Here is a 15,693-nt window from a genome sequence, read left to right as displayed (position 1 = left end):
AAAGTCTCGTCCCTGCGACAATGTCGCCTATGAATCACGCATTTATTCTCACGCTATCCTGCCCCGACAGAACGGGCATCGTGCACGCCGTGTCGGGCTTTTTGCTAGAGCGCGGCGGCAACATTGAAGAGGCCGCCCAGTACAACGACCACGATACCGGCCTGTTTTTCATGCGCGTGCAGTTTGCCTGCGACCAGGTGAGCGAGGCCGATTTGCGCAGCCAATTGGCCAGTTTTGCAGTCCCCTTCCAAATGACCTGGAACTTGCACAACACCCAACAGCCCATGCCTGCGGTCATTTTGGTCAGCAAAGAAGGCCATTGTTTGAACGATTTGCTGTTTCGCTGGAAAAGCGGCTTGCTGCCCATCGACATTCGCGCCATTGTGAGCAACCACCGCGAGTTCTACCAGCTGGCGGCCAGCTACAACGTGCCCTTTCACCACATCCCCGTGACAGCGGCCAACAAAGCCGAGGCCGAAGCCAAACAGTACGAGATCATTCAGTCTGAAGGCGCCGAGTTGGTGGTGCTGGCGCGTTACATGCAAATTTTGTCTGACGACTTGTGCCGCAAGCTGTCGGGCCGCGCTATCAATATTCACCACTCCTTCCTGCCCAGCTTCAAAGGCGCCAAGCCTTATTACCAAGCGCACGATCGCGGCGTCAAATTGATCGGCGCCACAGCCCACTATGTCACCGCCGACCTTGACGAAGGCCCCATCATTGAACAAGATGTGGCCCGTGTAGATCACTCTAAAACCGTTGAAGACCTCACCACTCAAGGGCGCGATACCGAAAGTCAGGTGTTGGTACGTGCCGTGAAGTGGCATAGCGAACACCGCGTGCTCTTGAACGGTCACAAAACCGTGATCTTCAAATAAATTTGATTTCTCGTTTGCAAAGATTGCCATGAACGCACTCACCAACTTCGAAGCGCTGTCGCGCGCCGATCGACAAGCGCAAGTGGTGCACGCTCTAAGCGGCGTGCTGCCTGCACACGCTTTGCTCTACACCCTCGAGGACACCGTGCCCTATGAGTGTGATGGCCTCACGGCCTATCGCGAGCGTCCCTTGGTGGTGGCGTTGCCCGAAACAGAAAGCCAAGTGCAAGCTGTTTTAAAGGCTTGTCATGCCTTGGGCGTGCCGGTGGTGGCGCGCGGCGCTGGCACCGGTTTGTCGGGGGGCGCCATGCCGCACAAATTGGGCGTTACTTTGTCGATGGCCAAGTTCAATCAGATTGTCAAAATTGATGCGCATTCAAGAACAGCGGTGGTGCAATGCGGTGTGCGCAACCTGGCTATTTCAGAAGCCGCATCGCCACATGGCTTGTATTACGCACCCGACCCCTCCAGCCAAATTGCATGCACCATTGGCGGCAACGTGGCAGAAAACTCAGGCGGCGTGCACTGCCTCAAGTACGGCCTCACCTTGCACAATGTGCTCAAGGTGAAGGGCTTCACCATTGAAGGCGATGCCATCACCTTTGGCAGCGATGCGCTTGATACATCTGGTTTTGATTTGCTGTCGGTTTTGGTGGGCAGTGAAGGTATGTTGGCCATCACCACCGAAGTGACCGTCAAGCTGGTGCCCAAGCCCCAATTGGCACGTTGCATCATGGCCAGCTTTGACGACATTCGCAAAGCGGGCGACGCGGTGGCAGCGGTCATTGCAGCCGGCATCATTCCTGCAGGCCTAGAGATGATGGACAAACCCATGACCGCTGCGGTGGAAGATTTTGTGCACGCGGGCTATGACCTCAATGCCGAGGCCATTTTGTTGTGCGAAAGCGATGGCACGCCCGAAGAGGTTGAAGAAGAAATTGGCCGCATGAGCGATGTGCTGCGCGGCTGCGGCGCTACGGCCATTGCCGTGAGCAAAGACGAAGCCGAGCGCTTGCGCTTTTGGAGCGGCCGCAAAAATGCATTCCCGGCTTCGGGTCGTATCAGCCCCGACTACATGTGCATGGACTCCACCATTCCGCGCAAACGCTTGGCCGATATTTTGTTGGCCATTGCCGAGATGGAAAAGAAGTACCAGCTGCGCTGTGCCAATGTGTTTCATGCGGGCGATGGCAACTTGCATCCACTCATTTTGTTTGATGCCAACGACCCCGATCAGCTGCACCGCTGTGAATTGTTTGGCGCCGAGATTTTGGAAACCAGTGTGGCCATGGGCGGCACCGTCACAGGCGAGCATGGTGTAGGCGTTGAAAAACTCAACAGCATGTGCGTGCAGTTTTCAGCGGAAGAAAATGCGCAGATGTTTGCCTTGAAAAAAGCCTTTGACCCAATGGGCTTGCTCAATCCAGGCAAGGTTATTCCAACGCTCAACCGCTGTGCTGAGTACGGCAAGATGTTGGTTCGGGGTGGCCAAATATCGCACCCCGATTTACCGCGCTTTTAAGCGGCTGTGGGGCGCGCTCCAAAGATGGCCGTGCCAACTCGCACGCACGTGCTGCCCTCGGCAATGGCCGCTTCCATATCGGCGGTCATGCCCATCGACAGGGTGTCTAACTTCAAGCCCGCGGCATTCAAGCTGTCAAAAAGTTCTTTGGCCTGACGGTGTACCGCGCGAGCCGCGGTATCGTTTTCGGCAGGCTCTGGAATGGTCATGAGGCCACGCAATTGCAAATTGGGTAACTTGGCAACAGCCTCTGCCAAGGCCAAAAGATCTGGCGGCGCTACACCCGACTTGTTGGCGCCACCATCGACATTGACTTGCAAACAAACCTGAAGCGGTGGCAAATGGGCAGGCCGTTGAGCAGACAAACGCTCGGCAATTTTCAAACGATCAATGCTGTGTACCCAGCCAAAATGTTTGGCCACCAGCTGGGTCTTGTTGCTTTGAATGGGCCCAATGCAATGCCATTGCAGGGGCAAGTCTGCCAATTCGGCTATTTTGTCGACACCCTCTTGAATGTAGTTTTCGCCAAACGCCAGTTGGCCAGCTGCATAGGCCTCCCGAACGGCCTGTGCTGGCATGGTCTTCGAAACGGCCAACAAGGTTACAGCATCTGCCGCTCGCCCCACCGAAGCACAAGCCTTCGCAATCCGTTGGCGCACCTGCTGGAGCTTGTCTGAAACTTGAGTACTCATGGGCACAAGGTTACCAAAAATCTCAATCTGGTGGACAATTGCAAGCTTGATCATTTCTTCAACTCTTTCACACAGACAATCATGAGCAGCCTCAACGCAAAAACCTACGAATCCGCTCCTTCCCAAAATGTGGCCTTTTTGGGCTTAGGCGTGATGGGCTATCCCATGGCCGGACACTTGGCCCGCGCTGGTCACGCCGTGACGGTTTACAACCGCAGTGCCGCCAAAGCAGCCGCTTGGTGCCAAGAGTTTGCAGACACCAAAAAACCAGCCCACGCAGCAACACCGCGTGAAGCAGTGGCCCATGCCGATATCGTTTTTTGCTGCGTTGGCAATGACGACGATTTGCGCGCAGTGGTGCTCGGTGCAGATGGCGCATTGGCTGGTATGAAGAAGGGCGCTATTTTGGTCGACCACACCACCGCTTCCGCCAATGTGGCGCGCGAGCTCTACCAAGCTGCCAAAGCGCAAGGTTTGAATTTCATCGACGCCCCCGTATCGGGTGGTCAAGGCGGTGCACAAAATGGTTTGCTCACCGTCATGTGCGGTGGTGATGCCGCTATTTTTGAAGCCACCAAGCCTGCCGCCATGGCTTTCTCACGCGCCTATACCCTCATGGGCGAGTCAGGTGCGGGCCAACTCACCAAGATGGTGAATCAAGTTTGCATTGCAGGCCTAGTGCAGGGCTTATCCGAAGCCATTGCCTTCGGTCAAAAAGCCGGTCTCGACATGAACCTGGTGTTGGATGTCATTGGCAAAGGCGCCGCCCAAAGCTGGCAAATGGACAACCGCGGCAAGACCATGGTGGCCAACAAATTTGACTTTGGTTTTGCTGTCGATTGGATGCGCAAAGACTTAGGATTGGTCATGGACGAGGCCAAGCGCAATGGTGCGCGCTTGCCGGTAACCGCCTTGGTCGATCAGTTTTATGCCGATGTGCAGCAAATGGGTGGCAAGCGTTGGGACACTTCCAGCTTGATCAAACGCTTGGGTTGATTGCAATGTGAAAAAAAGGGCGCCGATTTGACCGGCGCCCTTTTTATTGAAGTGACAAATTGTTCAGAGCTTGGGCTGCGCTTGAGGCGACAGCGGCTGAGCACTGATTCGCTTCAGCTCTTCATCGGTGATGGTTTCAAACACCCGAACCACTTTGACCACACCACTAACGCTACCGCTGCGAGCAATTTCAGAGGCGCGCTGTGCCTCTCGGGGTGTAACACGGCCCATCAAATAAACAATGCCGCGCTCAGTGATGACTTTGAAGGCATTTGATTGCAAGTCTTTGGCATCCACCAACAAAGCCTTGATTTGACCCGTGGTGATGGCATCTTTAGAGCGCTGCGTGAGTGAACTGGCTGGCTGAATGGCCAAGTCATTGACCACAGAGTTGACGTTCTCTTGACTCTTGGCCAGTCTTTCGGCGAACTCTTTTTCAGCGGCTGAACTCACCTCGCCTGTGAGCAAGACCATGCGGTTGTAGCTGGTGACATTCACATGTGCCGCATTGCTCAAATTTTGGCGCAAGCCCTGAGCAGTGCGAAGTTCAATGCTCTCGTCTTCCAGTTGAATGCCTGCGGTACGGCGGTCAATGGCCACAAAGCCACCCATGACAGCACTGCCCACAATCAAAGGCGCACAGGCCGAGAGGCTGGTGACCAAGGCGCTGATGGCCAAACCAGAAAGCATCCAACGATTGAGATTGAGTTTCACTTGAAAAGTCCTTTGAGAATCTTTGAATATTTTAATCAGGAAGAAATGGAAAAGAAATGCCCTTCATTTCGTCATGCCCCCGAGTCTTGATCGCCCATGAGTTGGGCATCCACACCATCGCACAAACAGTGCAAAGCCAGTTGTTGAACTTCGCGAATGCGCACAGCACGATCGTGGGGGACGCCCACATGCACGTCTGTTTCAAGCAGGGCTTTGGCCACAGCGCCACCGCCTTTGCCCGTGAGCGCAATGACGGTCATGTCGCGTTCATGGGCTGCGTGCAATGCCCGCATCAAGCCCTCTTCTTCACCGTTGGTGGTGAGCAGCAGAAGCACATCACCGGCTTGGCCCAAGGCACGCACTTGCCTGGCCAAACTTGCATAAGCAGGGTCGCCTAAGCCTTCGTGGCGCAGCGCTATGGCGGCCAACTCGGGACGCTCGCGCTCAAATCCGCCAACAAACAAACTGGCGAAGTACTGCGCCAAGGCTGCCGAGCTACCCTCGCCACACACTAACACCTTGCCGCCACTGGTGACGCAGGCCATGAGCGCCTGCACACCCGCGTCCAAGGGCTTGGCCAAGGTTTCGGCCGCTTGGTATTGCAGGTCGGCGCTGTCGATGAAGTGTTGCTGAATGCGCAGGTCTAACATGGGCTTGATGATACCCTCTGCCGATTCCATAGCGCTAAAAAAGGCTTCAAGAAAAGGCTTCAATTAGAGGTATCAAAAGCGGCCTTGACCCAAATCATGCCTTGTGGCTCCCACGCAATGACGTCAAAACGGGCAGGTGGAAGGTGCTGCCAGCGCAACAAAAAATACCGCGCTGCAAAAATAATACGCCTTTGTTTGATGGCGCTCACACTGCCCAATGCGCCGCCAAAGCGACTTAAAGTTCGCTTTCGAACTTCCACGAACACCACCGTGCTGTCGGATTCTTGCAAAATGAGGTCAATTTCGCCACCACCCCGTCCGGGCGTTCGATAATTGCGCTGCAACAAGCGCAAGCCCTGTGCTTGCAGAAAACGCAGCGCCGCAATTTCTGCGGCATCGCCCGCTTCTTTGGTGCTTTGATGTGCCGAAGCTTTGCGTTGATTTGTTGGATTGAGGAACACCATTGACACGACTTTCTGAAACATTGCCTTCTGAACCTTCTGCAGCGCTAAGCTCGGTGTATGGCACAGCCTTTCAGGCTGCCCGCGAGGCTGTGGGTCCGCAAAACCATCCCGCCAGCACACTGTATGTGGTGGCCACCCCCATTGGCAATCTGGCCGACATCACCTTGCGCGCTTTGTATGTGATTGAAAGGGCCAATACACTGGCTTGCGAAGACACCCGGCATACCCAACAACTTCTGCGGGCTTATGGCTTAGATAGAAACAACTCTCAACTGTTGGCCGTTCACCAGCACAACGAAGCCGAAGCGGCTGCCCAAGTCATCGCGCGCTTGGCACAAGGTGAGCGCGTTGCTTATGTGAGTGATGCCGGCACACCCGCCATCAGCGACCCTGGCGCACGCTTGGTAGCGGCAGTTGCAGCTGCTGGCTATCGGGTTATGCCTTTGCCTGGCGCCAGCAGTGTGACCACGCTTTTGAGTGCCGCTGGCGTTGTGGGAGAAGGGGGCTTTGTCTTCACGGGCTTCTTGTCTTCCAAGGCGGCAGAAAGACAGCGCGCCATCGAAACATTGGTGGGTGAGCAGCGTGCAGTGGTGCTGCTCGAAGCGCCTCATCGCATTGAAGCACTCGCACAGGCTCTGAACATTTTAGGCGGCAGGCTTGTGACCATCGGCCGTGAATTGACCAAGCAATTTGAAACAGTGCACACCCTTGAAGCCCAAAAATTGACTGCTTGGTTTGCCGAACACACAGACCGTGTGCGAGGCGAATTTGCCTTGGTCATTCATGCGCTTGAAAAACCCAAAACAGACCCCACTGAGGCATTAGACGCCAGCAGCTTGCGCACCTTGAAATTGCTGCTCACCGAACTGCCCTTGAAGACCGCCGTCAAAATGACCAGCGACATCACTGGCGCATCCAAAAATGTGCTTTATGACACTGCGCTGAGTTTGAAAAAGGGCCTTGAGTAAACCATCTGGATGCAACAGGCTCGAGTCTTGTTGGGCCTTCAGCGTTTGCGAAGACCCAGCCACATCACAGTGCCCACCACCAGCGCCGCGCCCATCAATTGAATGGGTGCAATGCTCTGACCTAGCAGCGCCCACGCTAAGACCAAAGCGAAGATGGGCTCAACGTTCATGATGGCTGAGTTGCCCACCACGCCCAACTTGGGCAACACGGTAAACAAAATGGTGAAAGCGGTGCCGTACAAAAATGAGAGCATGCCAAGACCCCACCAACCCGCAGGCGCCTGCGGCAAATGAAAGCCCCCTTGGCTCATGGCAACCACTATGGCAAACACACCCACAATGGACATCGAAGAAAAGGTGCGCAAGCGACCATCTAAGCCAGTGGTTTCATGTTGGGTGTAGACCAGCGCCAAGCCAAAGGTGGCAGAAGCGGCCAATGCAAATGCCACACCACTGCCAATTTGTGACCAGTGCTCGGCCGCGCCTAAACCAGACGCTGCACCCATCACATCCAAAGCCAGGGCCAAGCCCAACAACAAAATGGGCATGCTCCAAAGCACCGCTTTCTCTGGTTGATGGCCATAAAGCACCCTTGCCCAAAAGGCTGTCGACAATGGGTAGGTATTGAAAGCCAGCAAAGCCAAGGCCACAGGCAGTCTGGCCACCGAAGAGTACAAGCACACACTTTGAACGGCAATCAGCGCGCCAATGATGAGCATGTATTTTTTGTGGTGCGCAGTTACTTGAATTTGGACTTTTTGCTGCCACAAAATCAAACCTACCACGATGGCGGTGAGCACGCTGCGAAAGGTGACCGCCGTGACAACATCGACACCATCGTTGAAAGCAAAGCGCGCCGCCACATGGTTCGCGCCCATCATGAAGGCGATGAGCAGCAAGGTGGCGAAGGCGGTGCTGGACAGCGATTTTGATTGTTCGGTCATGCCATCATTGTGCAGGGTAGAGCCCGTGCACTCTGGCATGCAGGCGACTCAAGCCCAACAGCGCATCGGTGTAAGGGGTACTGACTTGGGTGAGTTGGCCCAACTCCCGCACCACACTGACCAAAGCATCGAGTTCAACCGCTTTGCCCGCTTCGACATCTTGCAACATGGATGTTTTGAAGGCGCCCAATTTGCGAGTGACCGCATGTCTGTCTTCTGGTGTTTGTGCAATCGGTATACCAATCTTCTCACCAATGACTTTGGCTTCCAGCATGATTTGAGAAACAAAGTTGCGCACCAAATCGTCTTGCATGATCAAATCGGTGGTGGCGCCTGTGAAGGCACTGATAGGGTTGACCGTCATGTTGCCCCACAGCTTGTACCAAACATCTTTTTGAATTTGAGCCGATGCACTGGCGTTGAATCCAGCGGTTTGCAAATGTGCCACCAGCTCTTGCACACGCTCAGCCACCTGCTCGCCCTGTTGGGCAGGTTCGCCCAAAATAAGGCCTTGGCCAAAATGGTGGCGCACCACGCCTGGTGCATCTAAGGAGCAACTGGCGTGCACCACGCAACCCACCACATGGTGGGCAGGAATGGCGTGGTCAATGTGCCCTTCAGGATCGATGGTGTTCAAACGCGTGCCCTTAAGTGCGCCACCAAATCCATTGAAGAACCACCAAGGCACACCGTTCATGGCCGTCATGACCATGGTATGAGGCGCCAGCAGTGGCGCCATGTTGCGAGCAACGTCCAACATGCCAGGCGCCTTGACCGACACGATGACCACATCCTGCGGGCCCATATCAGCAGCTTGGTCCGATGCTTTGACTTGGGCTTTGAGGGTGATCAAACTGGGCTGCGTTTGAATGCATTGCAGTCCGTCTTTTTTCAAAGCTTGCAATGTTGCGCCGCGCGCCACCACGCTGATCTCGTGGCCAATTTGCGCCAAGTGTGCGCCAATCCATCCGCCAATCGCGCCTGCGCCGTAGATGCAAACTTTCATAAACGATAACTTTCTTCGGGTTTGCGCAACTGTCGGTCTACCTGTCGAATCAGCGCATCCAGCACATCGGTGCCGGCGCCATGGTTGGGGTTGAACTGCAGTGCATCGCGGGTGCACTTTGCAGCCACTTCTTCGCTAACCGGAATCACTTGGGACGGGCCGCCCATGCTGAAGGTGGCCAATTGAATTTCACATGCTCGTTGCAATGTCCAAAGAATGGCAAAAGTTTGAGGCAAGGTGGCGCCCCAAGACAGCAAGCCATGGTTGCGCAAAATCACGGCTTGTTTATTGCCAATGCTTTTGAGCAAGCGGGGGGCCTCTTCAGAATGAATGGTGATGCCTTCGAAGTCATGGTAGGCAATCATGTTGTGCAATTGCGCCGTGTAAAAATTAGTTTGTTGCAAACCCTCTTTCAAACAAGCCACTGACACACCTGCGGTGGTGTGGGTGTGCATCACGCAATGTGCGCCAGGCAGGTTGTCATGCAAAGCAGCATGCACCGTAAATCCAGCAGGATTGACTGGGTAAGGCGAGCCGTCTAGCGGCTTGCCTTTCAAATCAGTTTTCACCAAATTGCTGGCCGTGACTTCGCTGTAGTGCAATCCAAATGGGTTGATCAAAAAATGTTTTTCGGCACCACTCACTTCTTCCGGCAAGCGCAAGGTGATGTGGTTGTAGATCATTTCAGTCCAGCCTAAAAAGGCAAAAACTCGGTAGCAGGCAGCCAATTGCACGCGCGCCTCCCACTCCTTGGGGTGCACTTCGTGTTGCAAAGATCGAGACGGCGGAAGTTGGTGCGTCAACATGATCAATACACCTGGCCGCTTGTGGGTAAAGCAATGCCTGCATCAGGTTTGAATTGACGCACCAAAGCAGATGTGTGGCGAACCAAGATTTGAGTGTCAAGACCCACCGCTACAAACAAAGCGCCTAGCTCTAAGTAGTGTTTGGCTTGGGCTACGTCAGAGGTCAAAATACCTGGTGCTTTGCCTGCTTTCAAAATGCGCGCAATGGCCTTTTCAATGGCGTCTTGCACTTCAGGATGGTTGGGGTCGCCCACATGGCCCAAAGACGCCGACAAATCGGCAGGGCCAATGAACACACCATCCACACCGGGCGTGTTGGCAATGGCTTCTAAATTTTTCAAGGCTTCGCGCGTTTCGGCTTGCACCAACAAGCAAACTCGTTCATTGGCTTCTTTGGTGTAGTTGGGAAACATGCCCCAGCGTGAGGCGCGCGCGCCACCCATTCCGCGCACACCACCCTTGCCATCGTCTTGCGGATAGCGCATTGCTTGAACACATTGCGCCGCTTGCTCGGCTGTATCGATCATGGGGATGAGCAAAGTTTCGGCACCCAAATCCAAATACTGTTTGATCAAGGCAGTATCGCCCACAGGCACACGCGCTACGGCGTTGTTGACAGGATAGGCTGCAATGGTTTGAAGTTGTTGCTGAATGGTTTGCAAATTGTTGGGCGCATGCTCGCCATCAATCAGCAACCAATCAAAGCCTGCCATGGCGCACATCTCGGCGCTGTAGCTGCTGGCCAAGCCCAGCCACAAGCCAATTTGGGGGCGCTTTTCAGCAAGGGCTTGTTTGAAACGATTAACAGGAGTTTTCATGATGTCTCTTTCAAATGAATTTAAAGTGCAAACAACCTAAAGCGCCATAGTCGGCTTCGAACACGTCGCCCACTTTGGCTGGAACTGGTTTGGTAAAGGAGCCGGCCAACACAATTTGGCCCGCTTTCAAATGCTCACCCCAAGGAGCCAACTTGTTGGCAAGCCAAGCAATGCCCACCGCAGGGTGGCCTTGGACACCTGCCGCCAAGCCGGTTTCCTCCACCACGCCATTCAATTTCAAAATGGCGCCGCACCAAGGCAAATTGGTAGCGAGGGGGTCGACTTTTTCGGCGCCCACCACAATGCCGGCATTGGCCGCGTTGTCGCTGATGGTGTCGAAGACTTTGCGCATCACTTTGGTGTGGCGGTCAAATTGTTCGATGCGTGAATCGATGATTTCGATGGCAGGCGTGACGTACTCCGTGGCAGCCAATACTTCTTGCAACGTCACGTTGGGGCCGTGAAGATCTTTTTTCAAAACGAATGCCAATTCAACTTCAACGCGCGGCACTACAAAATCGGTGAAGGCAATGTCAAGAACTTTGCCTGGCGTGCAGGTGTACAGCATGTTGTCGAGCAGAGTGCCGTAGTCGGGTTCGTCAATTTGACTGGCCTGTTGCATGGCACGCGACGTGAGGCCAATTTTGTGCCCAATGATTTGGCGACCTTCTGCCAATTGAAGCGCCACCCAGGCTCGGCTCACACGATAACCATCCTCAATGGTCATGCCTGGAAAGCGCTTGGAAAAGTGCTCGACCTGCAGGCGTGTTTTCTGTGATTGCTGCAACTCTGCGGCCAACTGTGCAATGCGGTCTGAATCAAACATGGATTTCTTTTCAAAGGCTTAAAGCGCTGCAAACAAAGGATGAAGGTTGCTGTGTTTGTTGTCAAACACTTCAGGGCCCTCGTCAATTTGCAAAGTGATGCCAATGTGGCGTTTGGCAAACAATTCAGCGAAGTGTTTATGCGTGACCTCCACCAAAATTTCACCCGCACGTTTGTGTGTGGCCGCACTGCGTCCCTTGCCCATGCGAACATTCAAATAGACAAAGGCGTAGTCTTCAGAGCCCCCATGCGGGTTGTTGTCAAACATGGCCGCCTTTCGTCCGCCCGCACCGCCATCGGCCACCGCGTAGTGCGGCGCGGGGTAAGCCAACACACGAGTACCGCCAGTGGGAAATACTTGTTTGCCCGCTTCATCGACCACGCTCAACATGGCGTCGGCCAAATCACGGCACAACACTTTCATATTGGTTTCGGCATCCAACTGACCGGTGTAAAGAATGACCAAATGAGGCATCTGATAACTTTCAAAAATAAATCACAAACGGCTAGCGCCTGCAGCGTAAACCGCTGCGGGGTCTTTCAGGCTTTGGAGGTTGAGCGTATGCAATGAATGGCCTGTTTCGTCATTGACAGGTGTGACCGGAAACACCACATTGATTTGCCCCGTGCCCGAGCTTGGAAAATAAGGCGTGACCACTTCGGCTTGGCCTTGATACCGATCCCAGCCCAAGACACCGAGCAACATGGCGGTGTCGTGCATGAAGCCTTCGCCATGGCCCTTGGCCGCATACTCAGGTAGCATGGCGCAGAAAGTTTTCCAATCGCCACGTTGCCACATTTCAACCACGCTGTGGTCAAGTTGCTCTAAAAACGGACTCCACATTTTGTTGGCGTATTCAGGCGCCAAACCATTTTGGGCAAAGCGGTGCGACAAAGAGCCACTGGCAAAAAAGGCCACATTGCCGTCGTAATGTTGCTCTACCGCTTGGCGCATGGCCCAACCCAGTTGCGCGCTTTCAGACAAGGAATGGACCATGCACAAAGCAGACACCGAAATCACTTTGTAGTGCCTGTCGGCATTCATGTAGCGCATGGGCACCAAGGTGCCATATTCCAAGGCCAAGCTGGTGTGCTCATGGGCCAAGGTGGTCACGCCCGCTTCATTGCAGGCTTTGGCCAAAATGTGACCCAGCTTAGGATTGCCGTCGTATTCATAGGGCATGTTGCTGATGAAGTGCGGCAATTCATTGCTGGTGTAGTTGCCTTTGAAATGAACCGCGTTGTTCAAGTGATAGGCAGAGTTCACCAACCAGTGCGTGTCAAAGACCACGATGGTGTCTACACCCAAGGCACGGCAGCGCCTGTCAATTTCGTGATGGCCATCAATGGCCGCTTGGCGCGTGCCTTTTTGAGGACCGTCCAGCTCGCTCAAATACATGGACGGCACATGCGTGATTTTGGCCGCGAGTGAAACTTGTCCCATGCTCATACTCCCCAATGTGGAATGTGGTGTGAGCCCATCGACACGGCCACATTTTTAGGTTCGCAAAAAACTTCGTAACTCCAAGTGCCACCTTCACGGCCTGTGCCGCTGGCTTTGGTGCCACCAAAAGGTTGGCGCAAATCGCGCACGTTTTGGCTGTTGACAAAACACATGCCAGCTTCAACCGATGCTGCCACGCGATGCGCACGGCCAATGTTTTCTGTCCACACATAACTGGACAAACCATACTGAATGTCGTTGGCCAACTCAATGGCGTGCGCTTCATCGCGGAAAGGAATCAAGCAAGCCACTGGACCAAAAATTTCTTCTTGTGCAATTTTCATGCGGTTGTCGACATCGGCAAACACAGTGGGCCAAACGAAGTTGCCTTTCTTCACACGGTCTGATAGTTCAGGCGCATAAGAAGGTCTGTCCAAACCGCCACACAAAAGCGTGGCACCTTCTTTGGGGCCGAGCTCGATATAGCTTTTAACTTTGGCCAAATGCGCTTGGCTGATCATGGGGCCCACGATGGTGTTCTCGTCCAGTGGATCGCCCACAGAAATACGTTTGGCGCGCTCCGTGAATTTCTGCACAAAGTCGGCATAAATACTTTGCTGTACCAAGATGCGGCTGCCTGCCGTGCAGCGCTCGCCGTTGTTGCTGAAAATCATGAACACGGCTGCGTCCAATGCGCGGGGCAAGTCAGCGTCTTCAAAAATCACAAAGGGTGATTTGCCGCCCAACTCCATGCTGAACTTTTTAAGGCCTGCGCTTTGCACAATGCGGTTGCCAGTAGCGGTAGAGCCTGTGAACGAAATGGCCCGCACATCGGGGTGTGACACCAAGGGCTCGCCAGCATCGCGGCCATACCCATGGACCAAATTCAACACGCCAGGTGGCACACCCGCTTCCAATGCCAACTCACCCAATCGAGCTGCCGACATGGGCGACAACTCGCTCATTTTCAACACCGCTGTGTTGCCAAAGGCCAAGCAAGGCGCCACTTTCCAGGTGGCTGTCATGAAGGGCACGTTCCAGGGGCTGATCAAGGCACACACACCCACTGGGTGAAACAAGGTGTAGTTCAGGTGCGTGGGTGTGGGATAGGTATGACCATCTACCCGCGTGCACATTTCTGCAAAGTAAGAAAAATTGTCGGCGGCCCGGGGTACCAACTGCTTGCCTGTTTGCGAAATGGTTTGGCCACAATCGCGGGTTTCTGTTTCGGCAATGTCTGGCACATGCTTGGCAATGAGTTCGCCCAACTCTCGCATGATCTTGGCGCGCTCGGTGGCTGGGGTGGCTGCCCATTTTGGAAAGGCCGCTTTGGCAGCTGCCACGGCTTGATTGGCTTCAAGCTTACCGCCCGACGACACCTCGGCCAAGACTTCTTGCGTGGCCGGGTCAATGGTTTCAAAGGTTTGTGAGCTGGCCACTTTTTGGCCGTCAATCAAATGGTCAATGCGCATTTCTATTCCTGTTTTGTTCGGATGTTTTTTTCTGATGCTGGGTTCAATGACCCGAGCATTAAGGCTATTCACCCAAGGTGTTGATCAAATCGCCCACACCTTCAATGCTGGTGACAATCACATCACCCACCTCACAATTGACCACACCATCGGGTGTGCCTGTCAGAATCAAATCGCCGGGCTGCAGGGTCATGAAGGCGCTGAAATACTCGATCAAGGTGGGCACATCAAAAATCATGTCGCGTGTGTGGCCGCTCTGCGTTACCTTGCCATTCACCGTGGTTTGCAAACTCAAGTTCATGGGGTTGCCATAGGCATCGTGAATGTCTTTGGCGTCCACCAGCCAAGGTCCTATGGGCGTGCAAGTGTCGCGGTTCTTCACGCGAAAGTTGGGCCGATACCAATTTTCCAAATAGTCGCGAATGGCGTAGTCGTTGGCCACGGTGTAGCCGCACACATAATCCAAAGCGTTTTCTTTTTTCACATGCTTGGCTGTGCGCCCTATCACCACGGCCAACTCACATTCATAGTGCATGTAAGTCACGCCTTGCGGTCTGCGTGTAAGGGCCTTGTGGCCAATGAGCGAGGCCTCACCTTTGACAAACACCAAGGGTTCTTCCGGCGCTTTGAAGGCCAATTCTTTGGCATGGTCCGCGTAGTTCAGCCCCAAAGCCAAAATGGTTCTGGCTTGCGCCACAGGCGCCAGTGGTGGCAACCACACCACCTCGTCAAACTTCAAGCGCTTGCCAGACCATGGACTGCGCGTGAGCAACAACTCGCCATCCGATTCCACCGCTTCGTGAATGGCGCCTGCCCATGCAATGCGTGCGTGCTTCATACAGCACCTCCTGCAAATGAATTCACCAAGGTCTCGAAACCATCGGCTGAAATTTCGACCACATCGCCTGCTTTGGCGCGGGGCCTTTTGCCATCCGGCAAACAATCACTGCCAAGCAACAACACATCGCCTTCTTGAAAAGTCATGAATTCTGAAATGTCGGCCAACAAGGCTTGCGATTTGCGCACGGTGTCTGCGTAATTCAGTTGCTGAACAAGCTGCCCGTTCAACTTCACCGTCAATACCACCGCATCTGTGCTGACCTGCTCAATGCTTTGGGCTGTTGCGCCCACGCCCAAGAATCCATCGATACATTTGAACTTCACAGGCGGCCTGTAATAACTCTCATGCGGAATCGACACGTCATTGACCAACACACACGCCACAGGCTGAGCATCGGGGCCAAAGATCCAAGCCAAGTTGGCACCAATATCAACTTCGGCCACTGTCGATGGCAGCGCAATGCGGCCCCCAGATGGCGTGAAGGTGTTGGCCGTTTTGATGAAAAGCACGGGCGCTTTGGGCGCGCCTTTGTAAGGCGCGTCTGGCATTTGGGGCGCCTTGATTTGCCACTCTTGCTGGAAGTTGAGCAGCGCACCATACACCGTACCTTGCGGCCAATAGCCTTGGGGACTTGAAACGTTTTGAGTCATCTT

General features: G+C 54.2%; 18 protein-coding genes. 4 read left to right on the top strand and 14 right to left on the bottom strand.

The window, feature by feature from the left end:
- Positions 1–29: 29 nt before the first annotated feature.
- Both purU and B9Z32_RS01915 read left to right on the top strand, forming a co-directional pair.
- Positions 30–878, top strand: coding sequence for a formyltetrahydrofolate deformylase (gene purU, locus B9Z32_RS01920; RefSeq protein WP_108419696.1), 849 nt, complete (start codon positions 30–32; stop codon positions 876–878).
- Between the two features lie 28 nt (positions 879–906).
- Entirely contained in the window at positions 907–2,400 is a 1,494-nt protein-coding gene (locus tag B9Z32_RS01915) for an FAD-linked oxidase C-terminal domain-containing protein (protein WP_108419695.1), read from the top strand.
- Here B9Z32_RS01915 and B9Z32_RS01910 read toward each other — a convergent pair.
- Complete coding sequence (locus B9Z32_RS01910; protein ID WP_108420928.1) at positions 2,397–3,092, bottom strand: YggS family pyridoxal phosphate-dependent enzyme; 696 nt, start codon at positions 3,090–3,092, stop codon at positions 2,397–2,399. The two genes, B9Z32_RS01915 and B9Z32_RS01910, sit on opposite strands and share 4 nt — an antisense overlap.
- Before the next feature lie 81 nt (positions 3,093–3,173).
- Between B9Z32_RS01910 and B9Z32_RS01905 the strand changes: the two genes are divergently transcribed.
- Entirely contained in the window at positions 3,174–4,088 is a 915-nt protein-coding gene (locus B9Z32_RS01905; protein WP_199219921.1) for an NAD(P)-dependent oxidoreductase, read from the top strand.
- Positions 4,089–4,151: 63 nt separating this feature from the next.
- Here the strand turns inward: B9Z32_RS01905 and B9Z32_RS01900 are convergent, their stop codons facing one another.
- The 3 genes from B9Z32_RS01900 to B9Z32_RS01890 form a co-directional block, all read right to left on the bottom strand.
- A complete protein-coding gene (locus B9Z32_RS01900; protein ID WP_108419694.1) occupies positions 4,152–4,802 on the bottom strand; it encodes a BON domain-containing protein in 651 nt (216 codons plus the stop codon).
- Between the two features lie 71 nt (positions 4,803–4,873).
- Complete coding sequence (locus B9Z32_RS01895) at positions 4,874–5,452, bottom strand: SIS domain-containing protein (RefSeq protein WP_108420926.1); 579 nt, start codon at positions 5,450–5,452, stop codon at positions 4,874–4,876.
- 59 nt (positions 5,453–5,511) lie between these two features.
- Entirely contained in the window at positions 5,512–5,916 is a 405-nt protein-coding gene (locus tag B9Z32_RS01890) for a YraN family protein (protein ID WP_108419693.1), read from the bottom strand.
- Here B9Z32_RS01890 and rsmI point away from each other — a divergent pair.
- Positions 5,916–6,884 (top strand): 16S rRNA (cytidine(1402)-2'-O)-methyltransferase, encoded by a 969-nt coding sequence (gene rsmI, locus B9Z32_RS01885; RefSeq protein WP_233248022.1) that lies wholly within the window; start codon positions 5,916–5,918, stop codon positions 6,882–6,884. The genes B9Z32_RS01890 and rsmI overlap by 1 nt on opposite strands.
- 38 nt (positions 6,885–6,922) lie before the next feature.
- Here the strand turns inward: rsmI and B9Z32_RS01880 are convergent, their stop codons facing one another.
- The 10 genes from B9Z32_RS01880 to B9Z32_RS01835 all read right to left on the bottom strand — a co-directional run bounded on the left by B9Z32_RS01880 (position 6,923) and on the right by B9Z32_RS01835 (position 15,690).
- Complete coding sequence (locus B9Z32_RS01880) at positions 6,923–7,828, bottom strand: DMT family transporter (protein WP_108420924.1); 906 nt, start codon at positions 7,826–7,828, stop codon at positions 6,923–6,925.
- 4 nt (positions 7,829–7,832) lie between these two features.
- Positions 7,833–8,834: a 2-dehydropantoate 2-reductase gene (locus B9Z32_RS01875; protein WP_108419692.1), complete on the bottom strand. Its 1,002-nt coding sequence runs from the start codon at positions 8,832–8,834 to the stop codon at positions 7,833–7,835.
- A complete protein-coding gene (locus B9Z32_RS01870) occupies positions 8,831–9,640 on the bottom strand; it encodes a class II aldolase/adducin family protein (protein ID WP_108419691.1) in 810 nt (269 codons plus the stop codon). The genes B9Z32_RS01875 and B9Z32_RS01870 overlap by 4 nt, the downstream gene beginning before the upstream one ends.
- A 2-nt stretch (positions 9,641–9,642) precedes the next feature.
- Complete coding sequence (locus B9Z32_RS01865) at positions 9,643–10,458, bottom strand: aldolase/citrate lyase family protein (protein ID WP_108419690.1); 816 nt, start codon at positions 10,456–10,458, stop codon at positions 9,643–9,645.
- 10 nt (positions 10,459–10,468) lie between these two features.
- Positions 10,469–11,284, bottom strand: coding sequence for a 2-oxo-hept-4-ene-1,7-dioate hydratase (gene hpaH / locus B9Z32_RS01860; RefSeq protein WP_108419689.1), 816 nt, complete (start codon positions 11,282–11,284; stop codon positions 10,469–10,471).
- Positions 11,285–11,302: 18 nt separating this feature from the next.
- On the bottom strand, positions 11,303–11,758 hold the full coding sequence (locus B9Z32_RS01855) for a 5-carboxymethyl-2-hydroxymuconate Delta-isomerase (protein ID WP_108419688.1): 456 nt from the start codon (positions 11,756–11,758) through the stop codon (positions 11,303–11,305).
- A gap of 21 nt (positions 11,759–11,779) precedes the next feature.
- Complete coding sequence (gene hpaD / locus B9Z32_RS01850; RefSeq protein WP_108420923.1) at positions 11,780–12,727, bottom strand: 3,4-dihydroxyphenylacetate 2,3-dioxygenase; 948 nt, start codon at positions 12,725–12,727, stop codon at positions 11,780–11,782.
- Positions 12,728–12,729: 2 nt separating this feature from the next.
- Positions 12,730–14,199: a 5-carboxymethyl-2-hydroxymuconate semialdehyde dehydrogenase gene (gene hpaE, locus B9Z32_RS01845; protein ID WP_108420922.1), complete on the bottom strand. Its 1,470-nt coding sequence runs from the start codon at positions 14,197–14,199 to the stop codon at positions 12,730–12,732.
- Between the two features lie 64 nt (positions 14,200–14,263).
- The gene (locus tag B9Z32_RS01840) at positions 14,264–15,037 is read right to left on the bottom strand and encodes a fumarylacetoacetate hydrolase family protein (protein WP_108419687.1); all 774 of its coding nucleotides are present in this window, start codon (positions 15,035–15,037) and stop codon (positions 14,264–14,266) included.
- A complete protein-coding gene (locus B9Z32_RS01835; RefSeq protein WP_108419686.1) occupies positions 15,034–15,690 on the bottom strand; it encodes a fumarylacetoacetate hydrolase family protein in 657 nt (218 codons plus the stop codon). Before B9Z32_RS01835 ends, B9Z32_RS01840 begins: the two co-directional genes overlap by 4 nt.
- Positions 15,691–15,693 lie beyond the last annotated feature (3 nt).

This window comes from Limnohabitans sp. MMS-10A-178, from assembly GCF_003063375.1.
In the GTDB taxonomy this organism is placed as follows: Bacteria; Pseudomonadota; Gammaproteobacteria; order Burkholderiales; family Burkholderiaceae_C; genus Limnohabitans_A.
This window is presented reverse-complemented; position numbering and strand designations above follow the sequence as displayed.

Coding starts and splice junctions, on each gene's coding strand:
- B9Z32_RS01855 (WP_108419688.1), bottom strand. CDS start 11,758: ATGCCTCATTTGGTCATTCTTTACACCGGTCAGTTGGATGCCGAAACC.
- purU (WP_108419696.1), top strand. CDS start 30: ATGAATCACGCATTTATTCTCACGCTATCCTGCCCCGACAGAACGGGC.
- B9Z32_RS01875 (WP_108419692.1), bottom strand. CDS start 8,834: ATGAAAGTTTGCATCTACGGCGCAGGCGCGATTGGCGGATGGATTGGC.
- hpaH (WP_108419689.1), bottom strand. CDS start 11,284: ATGTTTGATTCAGACCGCATTGCACAGTTGGCCGCAGAGTTGCAGCAA.
- B9Z32_RS01835 (WP_108419686.1), bottom strand. CDS start 15,690: ATGACTCAAAACGTTTCAAGTCCCCAAGGCTATTGGCCGCAAGGTACG.
- B9Z32_RS01865 (WP_108419690.1), bottom strand. CDS start 10,458: ATGAAAACTCCTGTTAATCGTTTCAAACAAGCCCTTGCTGAAAAGCGC.
- B9Z32_RS01870 (WP_108419691.1), bottom strand. CDS start 9,640: ATGTTGACGCACCAACTTCCGCCGTCTCGATCTTTGCAACACGAAGTG.
- B9Z32_RS01895 (WP_108420926.1), bottom strand. CDS start 5,452: ATGTTAGACCTGCGCATTCAGCAACACTTCATCGACAGCGCCGACCTG.
- B9Z32_RS01905 (WP_199219921.1), top strand. CDS start 3,174: ATGAGCAGCCTCAACGCAAAAACCTACGAATCCGCTCCTTCCCAAAAT.
- B9Z32_RS01880 (WP_108420924.1), bottom strand. CDS start 7,828: ATGACCGAACAATCAAAATCGCTGTCCAGCACCGCCTTCGCCACCTTG.
- B9Z32_RS01840 (WP_108419687.1), bottom strand. CDS start 15,037: ATGAAGCACGCACGCATTGCATGGGCAGGCGCCATTCACGAAGCGGTG.
- hpaD (WP_108420923.1), bottom strand. CDS start 12,727: ATGGGACAAGTTTCACTCGCGGCCAAAATCACGCATGTGCCGTCCATG.
- B9Z32_RS01915 (WP_108419695.1), top strand. CDS start 907: ATGAACGCACTCACCAACTTCGAAGCGCTGTCGCGCGCCGATCGACAA.
- B9Z32_RS01910 (WP_108420928.1), bottom strand. CDS start 3,092: ATGAGTACTCAAGTTTCAGACAAGCTCCAGCAGGTGCGCCAACGGATT.
- hpaE (WP_108420922.1), bottom strand. CDS start 14,199: ATGCGCATTGACCATTTGATTGACGGCCAAAAAGTGGCCAGCTCACAA.
- B9Z32_RS01890 (WP_108419693.1), bottom strand. CDS start 5,916: ATGGTGTTCCTCAATCCAACAAATCAACGCAAAGCTTCGGCACATCAA.